9 protein-coding genes and 1 pseudogene are annotated in these 13017 nt (G+C 69.4%); 4 read left to right on the forward strand and 6 right to left on the reverse strand.

The genetic code is table 11. The annotated features are described in order from the left end of the window. Positions 1–296 (reverse strand): annotated as a pseudogene (locus AB0I53_RS39540) (electron transfer flavoprotein subunit beta); the annotation flags it as partial. 287 nt (positions 297–583) lie between these two features. On the opposite strand from AB0I53_RS39540, the gene AB0I53_RS39545 reads away from it, so the two are divergent. Further along, positions 584–1429 (forward strand): DegV family protein, encoded by an 846-nt coding sequence (locus AB0I53_RS39545; protein ID WP_358614179.1) that lies wholly within the window; start codon positions 584–586, stop codon positions 1427–1429. 514 nt (positions 1430–1943) lie between these two features. On the opposite strand, the gene hrpA is transcribed toward AB0I53_RS39545, so the two are convergent. The 4 genes from hrpA to AB0I53_RS39565 all read right to left on the reverse strand — a co-directional run bounded on the left by hrpA (position 1944) and on the right by AB0I53_RS39565 (position 8977). Continuing rightward, positions 1944–5900 (reverse strand): ATP-dependent RNA helicase HrpA, encoded by a 3957-nt coding sequence (gene hrpA, locus AB0I53_RS39550; RefSeq protein WP_358614180.1) that lies wholly within the window; start codon positions 5898–5900, stop codon positions 1944–1946. 102 nt (positions 5901–6002) lie between these two features. Next, complete coding sequence (locus AB0I53_RS39555) at positions 6003–7181, reverse strand: class I SAM-dependent methyltransferase (protein WP_358614181.1); 1179 nt, start codon at positions 7179–7181, stop codon at positions 6003–6005. A gap of 96 nt (positions 7182–7277) precedes the next feature. Beyond that, positions 7278–8060 carry an enoyl-CoA hydratase-related protein gene (locus AB0I53_RS39560; protein WP_358614182.1) on the reverse strand — a complete coding sequence of 261 codons (783 nt, stop codon included), beginning with the start codon at positions 8058–8060 and terminating at the stop codon, positions 7278–7280. 149 nt (positions 8061–8209) lie between these two features. Further along, entirely contained in the window at positions 8210–8977 is a 768-nt protein-coding gene (locus AB0I53_RS39565; RefSeq protein WP_358614210.1) for an ABC transporter ATP-binding protein, read from the reverse strand. A 482-nt stretch (positions 8978–9459) separates the two neighbouring features. Here AB0I53_RS39565 and AB0I53_RS39570 point away from each other — a divergent pair, with 482 nt between their 5' ends. The 3 genes from AB0I53_RS39570 (at position 9460) to AB0I53_RS39580 (ending at position 12032) form a co-directional block, all read left to right on the forward strand. Next, positions 9460–10098 (forward strand): cysteine dioxygenase family protein, encoded by a 639-nt coding sequence (locus AB0I53_RS39570; RefSeq protein ID WP_358614183.1) that lies wholly within the window; start codon positions 9460–9462, stop codon positions 10096–10098. Then, positions 10095–10520, forward strand: coding sequence for a rhodanese-like domain-containing protein (locus AB0I53_RS39575; protein ID WP_358614184.1), 426 nt, complete (start codon positions 10095–10097; stop codon positions 10518–10520). Before AB0I53_RS39570 ends, AB0I53_RS39575 begins: the two co-directional genes overlap by 4 nt. A 423-nt stretch (positions 10521–10943) precedes the next feature. Then, on the forward strand, positions 10944–12032 hold the full coding sequence (locus tag AB0I53_RS39580) for a hypothetical protein (protein WP_358614185.1): 1089 nt from the start codon (positions 10944–10946) through the stop codon (positions 12030–12032). Positions 12033–12037: 5 nt separating this feature from the next. Here AB0I53_RS39580 and AB0I53_RS39585 read toward each other — a convergent pair whose 3' ends face one another. After that, the gene (locus AB0I53_RS39585) at positions 12038–12970 is read right to left on the reverse strand and encodes an NADP-dependent oxidoreductase (RefSeq protein WP_358614211.1); all 933 of its coding nucleotides are present in this window, start codon (positions 12968–12970) and stop codon (positions 12038–12040) included. Positions 12971–13017: the final 47 nt, after the last annotated feature.

Raw genomic sequence — 13017 nt, forward strand, 5'->3', positions numbered from 1 at the left:
GCGGTCGACGGCGCGTCCGTGCCGTGCAACGCCTCATCCGAGAGGTGCACCGCCTTGTCCGCACCCATCGACAACGCCTTGCGAATCGCATCCGTGGCGCGTTCCGGGCCCATGCAGACGACGGTCACTTCGCCGCCCTGAGCCTCCTTGATCAACAGCGCTTCCTCCACCGCGCGCTCGTTGATCTCATCCAACACCGCATCGGCAGACTCACGATCCAGGGTGTGATCCGCCGCTGACAGCTTCCGCTCGGAATACGTGTCGGGCACCTGCTTGACCAGGACGACGATGTTCATGGGCCCTCTTCGACCTCCTGCGGACAGACGACGCTCGCTGGTCCTCCAGCGGCTTTGCTTGTGGACCCGGCGCTGTTTAGTCCGGGTAGGTTGACCTTGCCACGTCCCTGTTCGAAAAGCACAGTGACGCCAACCACCCAGAATGTTACTAGCCGGTAGCACCGGTGCAACCAGGCCCCGCACGTGACGGTACTCACCTCGCCGTACCCCAATTCTCCCGGCCGCGGTGACGGTATTTCTGCCGGGGCACGCACGCCAACGCCCTACCAGTTAGTAGCCTGGCCCGCATGAGGCAACGCGTCGCCATCGTGACCGACTCGACGGCTTCCATACCGCACGACGTCGCCGAACAGCTGGGCATCTCGGTCGTCCAGCTGGAGCTCAAGGTCGGCGACGAGTACAACGACGAGCGCCGGGTGCCGCACCCGGCGCTGGCCCAGGCGATGCGCGACGGAATCCCGGTGGCGACCGGCGAACCGCCGCCGCCGGCCTTCTTCTGGAACTACACGGACGCCGCGGCCTCCGGCGCCGAGGCGATCATCTCCATCCACATCTCGGAGGGCCTGTCCCGAACCTGCGAGTCGGCCCGCACCGCGGCGGCGGAGATCGGCATCCCGGTCTACGTGGTCGACTCCCGGCTGGTCGGGCTCGGCCTCGGATTCCCGGTGATGGCCGCGGCCGAAGCCGCTATCTCCGGCGCGACCCCGCAGGGCGTGATGAGCGTGCTGGACCGCCGCCTGCGCACCACCACTCAGCTGCTCTACGTGGACACCCTGGAGTACCTGCAGCGCGGCGGCCGGATCGGGCGCGCGCAGGCGTGGCTCGGCCAGACCCTGTCGATCAAGCCGGTGCTCGCCCTCAAGGAAGGCATCATCGACCAGCTGACGAAGGGCATCGGGCCGGACCGGGCGCTCAAGAAGGCGGTCGCGAACGCGGTCCAGCGAGCCGGCGGCGGCCCGGTCGACATCGGCGTCGAGCACTTCCAGTTCGCCGACCGAGCCCAGCGCGTGCTCGACGACCTGCGGTCCCAACTGCCCCAGATCCGCCGCGTCACCCTGGAGGAGACGAGCGCGGTCTTGGGCGCCCACGCCGGACCGGGCGCCTTGGGCATGACCGTCTCGCCCGCCACCTGAGCGGCGCGGCAGCGCTCCACCGCGTTCGCCACTGAGTTCGCGGCGAACGCGGATTTTTCCCCATTCCCAACGGGTTTTCCGGCTGCGGCCTCGCGCGAGGCACCGGAACCCGCGTTTCCCTCCGGGTTCCACTCCGTCGAGTGATGCGAACGACAGTTCGAGCGCGAATACTCGATGTTGGGCGGCCCGAAGCGCCATCCTCCCGAAGCACCGGCCTTGCAAACACGCGCTTTGCCAAACACGGCCTTTGCAAAGCACGCAGCTTTGCAACACGGCGTTTGCAGGCACATGGCTTTGCAGAGCACGGCTTTTCGGGCTCACTGCGTTCGAGCACGCGTCTCTTCGATGAATCACGCGCGCTCGAAACAGACGACGCTTCGGACGCACCGAATCCGGCCACCGGTCGCGGTGCCCGCCCGACACACCAGCTCGCATCCCGGAGGAAACAGCCATGCATGTCACGACCGTGCTCGAGCGGTTGTCCGGCTCGTCGGCACTTGCGGCGAGCGCCCGATCAGCGCTCCAACTTGTCCATCGCGCGGTGGATGCGCTTCACCGACACCGGCTGCGACGTGCCGAGCGACTGCGCGAAGAGGCTCACCCGCAGTTCCTCGATGAGCCACCCGACCTGCCGCAGGGACTCGCCCGGGGCGCGCCCCTGCGGCAGGTCGGCCAGCAGATCCCGGTAGCGCTGCTCGACCTCGTCCACCTGCTGCATCCAGTCCCGGTCGCGCTGCGGGTGGTGCTGGAGCTTGTCCAGCCGCTGCTCGATCGCGCGCAGATAGCGCGTCAGATCGGACAGTCTCGCGAAACCGGTCCCGGTCACGAAGCCGGGGTAGAGCAGCCCATCCAGTTGATCCTGGATGTCGGCGAGCGCGACGGGGTGCAGGTTCCGAGGCTGGTCGGCCAGCAGCGTTTCCACCCGCTGCGCCGCCATCAAGACCTGCTCCACTTTGAACACGGCGTCGACGGTGACTTCGCCCAGCCGTGCCCGGACCTTGGCCTGCAGGGAATCGTAGGCCGCCTGGTCCCACACCGGCCCGCCGTAATCCGCCATCAGCTTGTCGACGGCGCAGCTCACGCAGTCGTCGAGCACGGCGGCGAGGTCGCCGTACCGGCTGCTGCCCAGCACGAGCCGGGCGGTGCTGCTCATCCCGCGCTGGATGGACTTCACCGGCGACGGGAGGTTCAACAGCAGCATTCGCCGGGTGCCGTCCCACAGCGCGAGCCGCTGCTCCTCCTCGGTGTCGAACATCCGCACCGCGACGCTGTCCCGCTCGTCCACCAACGCCGGGTACGCCTTCACCGCGTGCCCCGAGCGCTGCTGCTCGAAGGTGCGAGGCAACGAGCCGAAGCTCCAGGAGCGCAACCCACGCTGCTCGACGTCGTCGGCGGCGGCGGAGATCTCCGCGCGAAGCTTGGGTTTCAGCCGTTGCTTAAGCGGCTCCAGGTCTTTGGACTCGGCGAGCTTCCGGCCCTTGCCGTCCACCACGCGGAAGGTCATCTTCAGGTGCTCCGGCACCCGCTCGAGGTCCCACTCGGAGCGCGACACGGCGACGCCGGTCATGCTCTGGAGCTGTCGTTGCAAGGCGTCCAGCAGCGGACCGCCCGACGAGGACATCCGGGACAGCGCGGCCTTGGCGAAGTCCGGGGCCGGGACGAAGTTCCGGCGCACGTTCTTCGGCAGCGACTTCAGCAGGGTCGTCACGAGTTCCTCGCGCAGGCCCGGGATCTGCCAGTCGAAACCATCCGGTTCGATCTGGTTGAGCACCGCCAGCGGGATGTGCACGGTCACGCCGTCCGCGTCGGCACCCGGCTCGAACTGGTACGACAGCGGCAGCCGGTGCCCGCCCTGCGGCCAGAAGTCGGGGTAGTCCTGGTCGCTGACCGCCGCCGATTCCTGGTTGATCAACATCGATTTCTCGAAGTTGAGCAGGTCCGGCTGTTCCCGGCCGGTCTTCTTCCACCACGCGTCGAAGTGCCTGCCGGAGGCGACGTCCGCGCCGATGCGCTGGTCGTAGAACTCGAACAGCGTCTCGTCGTCAACCAGGATGTCGCGTCGCCGGGCCCGCTCTTCGAGGTCCCCGACCTCGTCGAGCATCGCCCGGTTCTCATGGAAGAACGTGTGCCGGGTGTCCCAGTCGCCCTCCACGAGCGCATGCCGGATGAACAGCTCCCTGCTCAACTCCGGGTCGATGCGCCCGTAGTTGACCTTGCGGCCGACCACCAGCGGAACGCCGTAGAGGGTGACCCGCTCGACGGCGACCACCGCGGCACGGTCCTTCTCCCAGTGCGGTTCGCTGTAGCTGCGCTTGACCAGGTGCTGCGCGAGCTGCTCCACCCAGTCCGGTTCGATGCGGGCGGCGATGCGCGCCCAGAGGCGGGAGGTCTCCACCAGCTCCGCCGCCATCACCCAGCGCGGCGGCTTCTTGAACAGCGACGACCCGGGAAACATGGCGAACCTAGCGTTGCGCGCGCCCTGGTATTCGTTCGAACCGCGCCCGGTCTGCCCCGGTTTCTTCTCGGTCTTCTTCTCGACGTCCTTGAGGCCGATGTGCGACAGCAGGCCGGCCAGCACCGACTGGTGGATCCGCGACGCCTCGGCCTGGTCGTCGCCGAGCGTCATGCCCATCGACTTGACCATCTGCCGCAGCTGGCCGTAGAGGTCCTGCCACTCGCGGACCCGCAGGTAGTTGAGGAAGTCGGTCCGGCACAGCTTCCGGAACTGGTTGGACGACAGTTCCTTCTGCTGCGTGCGCAGGTACCGCCACATGTTGAGGTAGGTGAGGAAGTCGGACTCGGCGTCCTTGTCGACGAAGCGCGCGTGCTTCTGGTCGGCGGCCTGCTGCTTGTCCGTGGGCCGTTCGCGGGGGTCCTGAATGGACAGTGCGGAGGCGATGACCAGCACGTCGCGCACACAGCCGTTACGCTCCGCTTCGAGCACCATCCGCGCGATCCGCGGATCGATCGGCAGCTGGGCGAGCTTGCGGCCGACGGGGGTCAGCCGCTTGTGCAGCTCGGTCTTCGAGCGGTCAAGGGCGCCCAGCTCGTGGAGCAGGTTGACGCCGTCGGTGATCTGGCGGCGGTCCGGCGGCTCCAGGAACGGGAACGACTCGATCTCGCCCAGCCCCAGCGACGTCATCTGCAGGATGACCGAGGCCAGGTGGGTGCGCAGGATCTCCGGATCGGTGAACTCGGGGCGGGACTCGAAGTCCTCCTCGGAGTACAGCCGGACGCAGATGCCTTCGGAAACCCGGCCGCAGCGGCCCTTGCGCTGGTTCGCCGACGCCTGCGAGATCGGCTCGATGGGGAGCCGCTGCACCTTCGTCCGGAAGCTGTACCGGGAGATGCGCGCGGTGCCGGGATCGATGACGTACTTGATGCCCGGCACAGTCAGCGAGGTCTCGGCCACGTTGGTGGAGAGCACGATCCGCCGGCCGGAGTGCGGCTGGAACACGCGGTGCTGCTCGGCAGCCGTCAACCGCGCGTACAGCGGCAGCACCTCGGTGTTGCGCAGGTTCTGCTGCTTCAGCGCGTCGGCGGCGTCCCGGATCTCCCGTTCACCGCTGAGGAAGACCAGGATGTCGCCGGGCCCCTCCGCGCAGAGCTCGCCCACGGCGTCGCAGATGGCCTGCGTCTGGTCGCGAACCACGTCCTCGGTCTCGTCCGAGTCGTCCAGCAGCGGGCGGTACCGCACCTCGACGGGATAGGTGCGTCCGGAGACCTCGACCACCGGCGCATCGTCGAAGTGCCGCGAGAAGCGCTCCGGGTCGATGGTGGCCGAGGTGATGATCACCTTCAGGTCGGGGCGGCGCGGCAGCAGCTGCTTGAGGTAGCCGAGGATGAAGTCGATGTTCAGGCTGCGCTCGTGCGCCTCGTCGATGATCAGCGTGTCGTAGCGCCGCAGCAGCCGATCGTGCTGGATCTCGGCCAGCAGGATGCCGTCGGTCATCAGCTTGACCAGCGTGTCGGTGCCTGCCCGCTCGGTGAAGCGCACCTGGTAGCCGATGGCGTCGCCGAGCTCCGTGTCAAGTTCCTCGGCGACGCGTTCGGCGACGGTACGGGCGGCCAGCCGCCGGGGCTGGGTGTGCCCGATCAGGCCCTGGACGCCGCGTCCCAGTTCCAGGCACATCTTCGGCAGCTGCGTCGTCTTACCGGACCCGGTCTCACCGGCGACGATGACGACCTGGTTGTCGCGGATGGCCGCGAGCAGGTCGTCTCGGCGCTGGCTGACCGGCAGCGCCTCCGGGTAGCTGATCTTGGGCACGTTTCCGCGGCGCTGCTCGATCCGCCGCTCCGCGGCCTCGATTTCGCCGGTGATCTCCGCGGTCACGGCCTCCAGGGCCTGCGGGTCGCGGATCTTGCGGGCTCCCTCGATGCGACGGCGCAGCCGACGCTGGTCGTGCAGCATCAGCTCGGGCAACCGTTCGCGCAGATCGACGAGCGGAGATTCAACAGACGACGTACCCATACTGCGTCCAAGCATAGAGAAGGCGCCGCACCGGCTGCCTCTGGTTTTCGCCGCGCTCACAACGCACCCGCCGAAAAGAGGGAATCGAGTGACCTAGCCCACTCAGGTGCGCTCGGCGTGGCACAGGTACGCCATCGCGACGTCGCCGACCCTGGTGAGCACCACGGTGGCTTCCCGCGATCCCTTCAGCTTGAGCCGGCGGCGCAGCGCATCCGGATCCACGTCGAGACCGCGGACCAGGATCTCCAGCCTGCCCACCTCGTGCCTGCGCAGCAGGGCGCGCAGCGACTTCTCGCTGTAGCGGCAGTGCTCGAAGACCCGGAAGGCGCGGACTCCCGGCGGCGGCTCGTCGCCGGTCAGGTAGGCGATGTGCGGGTCGAGCTGAGCGAGCCCGTGCCGCGCGGCGTAGTGCCGGACGAGCCCGGCGCGCACCACGGCACCGTCCGGATCCACGATCCACTGCCGAACCTCGACGGCCGGACAGTCGTCCGGCTCCGCGTCGGTGATCGTCCAACCGGTGCCGTCCGGCCGCAGCACCGTCGCCCGGCGCCGAACCTGCCGGTCCGCCAGCCCGCCGAACCACAGCGCGGCCTCCCGAACCTGCCCGGCCAGCGACACCACCTCGGCCTCGGCGGTGTCCGGGACCACCGCGAAATCCAGGCCCGGGGCGCACTTCACCACGAGATCGCGGCGGGCGTAGACGTCGAGCAGGTCGTCCAGCGGTGGGACGAGATCCGCGGGATTCCAGCGCCGCCGACCGGCGTCGTCCCGGCGAGCCGGGTCCGCGACCACGGCCGTGCCGCGGGTCACCGGACGCAGCGCGTCGGCTTCCACGAGCGCCACCGACCGCCCGGAAACCGCGAGGTTGTGCTGGGCCATGGACAACCGCACTCGATCGAGGTCGGAGCCCACGCAGCGCCGGGCGACGGCGGCCAACGCGGCCAGATCCGCGCCGATGGAGCAGGTCACGTCGTGCACGTCGCGTCCGGCCAGCCGTTGCGCGCGATGCCGGGCCACCACGCTCGCCGTCGCCTGCTGCAGCGCCGGATCGGTGAACAACCAGCCGGCGGGATCGTCCAATTTGGACTCCGCGCGGCGCCGCAGCACGGCCGTCTCCAGCGCGGCCGCCGCGAACCGCTCGCCGACGAGCTTGCGGGCGGCGGCGACGTCGTTGAGCCGCGTCGAATTGGTCAACGCGAGCCCGGAAAGCTCGGCGACGGCATCGTGACCGGCCGCCGAGCGCAGGAACACCACATCATCGAGATCGAAGCCGTACCCCACCAGAACTCCTCAACACCATTGCCGGAACCGCGCTCCGGCACCGGAAGTGCAGGGCGAGCTGGTGGGGCGGGCTGTCACGATCCGTTCCGTCCGGGCCTAGTTTCCGGTGAACTTCGCCTTGCCCGGCCCGTTCTCGATGAACGAGCGCATGCCGATCTTCTGGTCCTCGGTGGCGAAGGTGCCCGCGAACAGGTGGGTCTCCAGCTTCAGCCCGGTGTCCAGGTCGACGTCCAGCCCACCGTCGATCGCCGCCTTGGCTGCGGCCAGGGCGCGGGCCGCGCCGCCGGTGAACTGCTCGGCCCAGCGGCGCGCCGCCGCGTACACCTCGTCGGGCGCGACGATCTCGTCGATCATGCCCAGCGAAAGCGCTTCCTGGGCGTCGACGAAACGCCCGCTGTAGATGATGTCCTTGGCCTTGCTGGGCCCGATCAGGCGGGCGAGCCGCTGCGTGCCGCCCGCACCGGGGATCACACCCAGCAGGATCTCCGGCTGGCCGACCTTGACGTTCTCGCCGGCGATGCGCCGGTCGCAGCTCAGCGCCAGCTCGAAGCCGCCGCCGAGGGCGTACCCGGTGAGGGCGGCCACGGTCGGCTTCGGGATGGCGGCGACGTGGCTCATCGCGTCCGACAGCCCGCGCTCTTCCTTGCGCGCCATGTCGGCGTAGGACATCTCGGCCATTTCCTTGATGTCCGCGCCCGCCGCGAAGACCTTCTCGCCGCCGTAGACGATCACGGCGCGAACGTCGGAGCGCTCGGCGGCCTCGATCGCCGTTTCCCGCAGCTCGGTCTCGATCTGCCGGTTCAACGCGTTCATCTTCGGCCGATCCAACCGGATCGTCCCGATCGCGCCGTCCACCTCAAGCCTGACGAACTCGCCCACGCAGCAACCTCCTCGTCGAACCGCCACCTCGCCGGGCAGGCTATCGCGCGCCGCCCCACGACTGCTGTGTCACGGATCTCAGCGCCCGCTCCGCGCGAAACATTCTTCGATCCCGCGGCGGAGCCTCGGGCGCCGCCCCGGCACCGGAGTCAGGCGCGCCGCCGGGCGAAGTAACGGGCACCGCTGCGCTGCAGCTCCAGATCCTGGTCGAAGGTCTTCGACAGGTTGTCCTCGGTGAGCACGTCGTCGAGCAGGCCCTGCGCGACGATGTTGCCGTCGCGCAGCAGCAAGCCGTGCGTGAAGCCCGGCGGAATCTCTTCGACGTGGTGGGTGACCAGCACGGACGCGGGCGCGTCCGGGTCCATGGCCAGCGCGGACAGCCGCGCCACCAGATCCTCCCGGCCGCCCAGGTCCAGCCCCGCCGCCGGCTCGTCGAGCAGCAGCAGCTCGGGGTCGGTCATCAGAGCACGCGCGATGGTGGTGCGCTTGCGCTCCCCTTCGGACAACGTCGCGTACTCGCGGTCGGCGAGGTGCGCCACGCCGAGCAGGTCGAGCAGCTCGGCAGCCCGGTCGGTGTCCATCGCGTCGTATTCCTCGCGCCACCGGCCGACCACCGAATACCCGGCGCTGACCACGACATCGCGGACCAGTTCGTCGCCGGGGATGCGGGCCGCCAGCGCCGCCGAGCACAGGCCGATGCGGGGACGGAGGTCGAACACGTTGGTCTTGCCGAGCCGTTCGCCGAGCACGTCGACGCTGCCCTCGCTCGGGTGCACTTCGGTGCTGGCCATCTTCAGCAGCGTCGTCTTGCCCGCCCCGTTGGGGCCCAGCACGACCCAGCGCTCGTCGAGCTCCACCGACCAGTTCACGTCGGCCACCAGCGTCGTCTTGCCCCGCCGAACACCGACGCCATCCATCCGGATGACCAGGTCGTCCACGTCTACCTCCCAGCCGTGACCGACCGCGGCGCCGCGGGCGACGCGCAGGCGGTTCGTCTCCGTCCGGACCGCCGCAGATTTCCGGCAGGTCCCTCCGGAGCCCCATTGTTCCGTCTGCTCCCTCAGCAGTTGCGGCCGGGCGCATCGTGCGCTCGGCCGGCTGGCAGATCCCGGCCGGGCGAGCGCACGCCGGGTGCCCAGATACCGGGACGACCGCGATCGTGCTGGCACGATCTCCCCGGCCGTGCCACGATCGCAAGCGTGTCCGATTCGTTTCTCACCCGCGATCGCGTGATCGACCTCTTCCTGGTCGTCACCTCCGCCTGTCGCTGAAGCGGTTCTGCTACCGCCCTTCCAGGCTCATCGCGCGGCCCGACGAATCAATCCACCGAATCACGCCCCGAAAGCGGGGTGTGTGTGTCGTGCCGTGCTCATTGCAAGACACGAACTTGGAGACACGCATGAGCGCTGTGCGACAGCACCCGTCCAACGACAGCCCGACCACCCGCCTTTCCGAATACACCCCGACCGAACCGGTTCCCGCGCCGGGCGCGGTGGAACTGCACCCCGGCCTCGACCTGCCGCTGCTGCACGACCTGATCCGCCCCGACCACCTGCTTTGGAGCCCACGCGAACTGCGCGACCTCACCAGCCTGATCACGTCCGAACTGACCGGCCCGCTGCTCGACATCGTCCGGGTCGACGACCAACAACGCTGGTGGGCCAAGCTCGGCCTGACCGCGGGCGTCGAGCTGTGGCTGCTGTCGTGGGCGCCCGGTCAGGGCACCGAACCGCACGACCACGGCGGCGCGTCCGGCTCGTTCTCCGTGCTGTTCGGCGCGCTTCGGGAGGACTACCGGTATCCCGCGGGCCCGGTGCGCACCGTGCACCACGACGTCGGCTCGGGCGTCGGCTTCGGCAGCGGGCGCGCCCACCAGGTCCGCAACGTCAGCTCGGTGAACTCGGCGAGCGTGCACGCGTACTCGCCGCCGCTGCTGCCGGTCCGCTACTACTCGGATCTAGCCGAGGTGCCGCCGGTCCCGCCGCAACGGATCCACGCACCGCAACCGCCCATCCCGCAGCCGAAGGAGCTCGGATGACCGAGATCCCGATCCAGCGCCAGGACAGCATCGCGGCCGGCCCGTTCGGCATCGACCACCTGCTGGCCGAGTCACGCGCGAAGCTCACCCGCGTCTCCCCACGGGAAGCGTTCGCGTTGCAGCAGGAAGGTGGCCTGATCATCGACATCAGGCCGCAGTCCGACCGGCTCGCCGAAGGCGAGATCCCGGGTTCGCTGACGGTGGAGCGGATCGTGCTGGAGTGGCGGCTGGACCCGGCCGGCGGCCACCGACTGAACGGCCTGCACCCCGATCGCCCGGTGGTCCTGGTGTGCAACGAGGGCTACGCCTCCAGCCTCGCCGCAGCCCAGGCGAAGGGGCTCGGCCTGACCAAGGCCACCGACCTCGCGGGCGGCTTCCGAGCCTGGAAGGCAGCCGGCCTCCCGGTCACCACCAACGCCTGAGGCCTCAACCCACTGCGAAAGCAAGGGAACCTTCCTGCCACCTGTGACAGGAAGGTTCCCTTGCTCACGTCACGCCCCGGCCGATCCGAAGGCGCCTCCGGCGACAGGAAAGTTCCCATGCTCACGTCCAGGCCCTCGCCATCCGTGGCAGGAAAGTTCCCATGCTCGCGGCGCAATCCGGACCATCCCGTGTCGCCGGTTTGACAGGAAAGTTCCCATCCTCACACCGCGCCCGCGCTCGGTGGCAGGAAAGTTCCCATGCTCTCGCCCAGGGGCCGCGGCGTTCGGCGGTTGGGTGCCTGGTCGAAAGCGGGTATCGGCCGCGGTCCGGTCCCGTACGCTTTCGTCCTTGTGCGAGCTCAGAGTCTTTTGTTCCGCCCTTGGGTCATAGCCGCCGTGGTGGGTGCGGTCGCGGTGGTGGCCGTGGAGCTGATTGCCGGCAGCGGGCCGGCCGGGGCGGCCATCGGTTGGCTCGGTGCCCTGGTCGGGGTGATCTTGCTTCCGATGGCGACCCAGCTGGGCTTGCTCTTGGGTTCGGTGGTTTTCGGGCTGCGGGTCCGGCAGGTGATCTTCGGCGCGATGCGGGAGGTCGCGTCGTGGCGGCTCGGCCGCGTGACCTTCACGATCCGCTCGCTGCCCGTCACGTTGCGCGCCCAGATCGGCCCGTGGCACTCCCCGGTGATCTTGCGTTGCTGGCTGGCCGGCCTGTTGTCGGCTCTGGTGGGTCTCGCGGTGGTCGTGGCGGGCTGGCTGCTCGCCGACGGTCCGTTCGGCCGCGGTTTCGTGCTCGCCGCAACGCCGTTGATGCTCTACAAGTTGTGGCCGATGCGGGTTCCGCTGACCACGTCGACCGGTTGGTTGCTCTTCTCGCTGCCGCGCCTGAAGGATCCCGAACGCGCCGATTTCCTGTCCGCACCGCTGGCCGCTCGGGTGTACGAGGCGCTGCGCGAGGGCGACATCGATCGCGCGCAGGAGCACGTCGATGAACTCGCCGCGCGGTATCCGGGTTTGAACGGCACGGTCTCGTGCCAGATCTCCGTGCTGGAGTCACGCGGCGAGTACGCGACGGGGGTCATGATGATGCTGAAGCTGCTGGCGGACAGTGACGAAATCCCGCCGCGCAAGATGCCCTACCTGCTGGCGGGCCTGGCCGGCCTCGGGTTCAAGGCGGTGGAAGCCGGCCAGCTGCCCGCGGAAGCCCTGTTGCCGACCGCGAAGAAGGCGCTCGAGGACGCGATCCGGCTCGGCTACCCGGAGTTCGAGCTGAGCGGCACCAACGGGCTCCTCGCGCTGATCGAGGGCGACGCGGACCGCGCCGTCCACCTCGCCACGACAGGCGCCGAGTACAACCACTCCCCGCTCTCCCGCGCCGACGACCTCGCCACGCTCGCCCGTGCTCACATGGCGTGCCACGACAACGCCGCCGCGCGCGTTGCGTTGGCCAAGGCCGAGGAACTGGCCCCGTGGTCGCCCCGGGTCACCGAGACCCGCCAGCGGCTTTCGGTGGCGTGATCAACTCACTCCACCGCGAGCACCAGTTTCCCGGTGGTGCGGCCGGTTTCGCCGAGGGCGTGCGCCTTGGCCGCCTCCGCCAGCGGGAAAACTCCGGCGATTTCCGCGCGCAGCCGGCCCGACTCGACGAGTTCGGCGATGGCGCGCATGCCCTCCTGGTCGGCCTCGACGAGCATCAGTTCCACTCGTACGCCGCGGCGTTCCGCCTCGGCGGCGTCCGCTTCCCGCCCGAACGGCAGGATGGACACGAGGACGCCACCGCGGCGGAGGGTGCGCAGTGAGCGGGTGCGGGTGTCGCCTGCGAGTGGGTCCAGCACGACGTCGACATCGCTGACGACGTCCGCGAAATCGACCTCCCGGTAGTCGATCAGCTCGTCGGCGCCGAGGCCGCGCAGGAATTCGTGCTTGCCCGCGCTGGCCGTCGCGATCACGTGCGCGCCGCGCGCCTTGGCGATCTGCACGGCGAAGTGGCCGACTCCGCCGGCGGCCGCGTGGATCAGGACGCGCTGCCCGAGCTGCAGGCGTGCCGTATCCACCAGGACCTGCCAGGCCGTCAGCGCGGCGAGCGGGATGGCACCCGCCTGCACGTGGTCCACGTTGGACGGCTTCGGGACGAATGCCCGGGCCGGGCCGGTCACGTACTCGGCGTGGGAGCCGACGCCGTGCGGGTAGGGCAACATCCCGAACACCTCGTCGCCCGGCTTGTGCAGGGTGACGCCGACCCCGACGGCCTCGACGACGCCGGAGACGTCCCAGCCGAGGACGAACGGCGGCTCTCCGAGGAACACCTTGTTGGCCCGGTGCTTCCAGTCCGTCGGGTTGAGCCCGGCCGCGTGCACCCGGATCAGCACCTCGCTCGGGCCGGGAACCGGTCGGTCGAGCTGCACTTCCCGGAGCACCTCGGGCCCGCCGAGAACGTCCTGGCTGATGGCGCGCATCTTGCTGGCTTCACTCATGCCTTCCAGCCTGCCGCCGGACCAAGCCC

The organism is Saccharopolyspora sp. NPDC050389, assembly GCF_040655595.1.
Taxonomy (GTDB): Bacteria; Actinomycetota; Actinomycetes; order Mycobacteriales; family Pseudonocardiaceae; genus Saccharopolyspora.

What these genes read in the sequence shown, in the direction of transcription:
- AB0I53_RS39545 (WP_358614179.1), top strand. Translation starts at nt 584, where the DNA reads ATGAGGCAACGCGTCGCCATCGTGACCGACTCGACGGCTTCCATACCG.
- hrpA (WP_358614180.1), bottom strand. Translation starts at nt 5,900, where the DNA reads ATGGGTACGTCGTCTGTTGAATCTCCGCTCGTCGATCTGCGCGAACGG.
- AB0I53_RS39565 (WP_358614210.1), bottom strand. Translation starts at nt 8,977, where the DNA reads ATGGATGGCGTCGGTGTTCGGCGGGGCAAGACGACGCTGGTGGCCGAC.
- AB0I53_RS39570 (WP_358614183.1), top strand. Translation starts at nt 9,460, where the DNA reads ATGAGCGCTGTGCGACAGCACCCGTCCAACGACAGCCCGACCACCCGC.
- AB0I53_RS39575 (WP_358614184.1), top strand. Translation starts at nt 10,095, where the DNA reads ATGACCGAGATCCCGATCCAGCGCCAGGACAGCATCGCGGCCGGCCCG.
- AB0I53_RS39585 (WP_358614211.1), bottom strand. Translation starts at nt 12,970, where the DNA reads ATGCGCGCCATCAGCCAGGACGTTCTCGGCGGGCCCGAGGTGCTCCGG.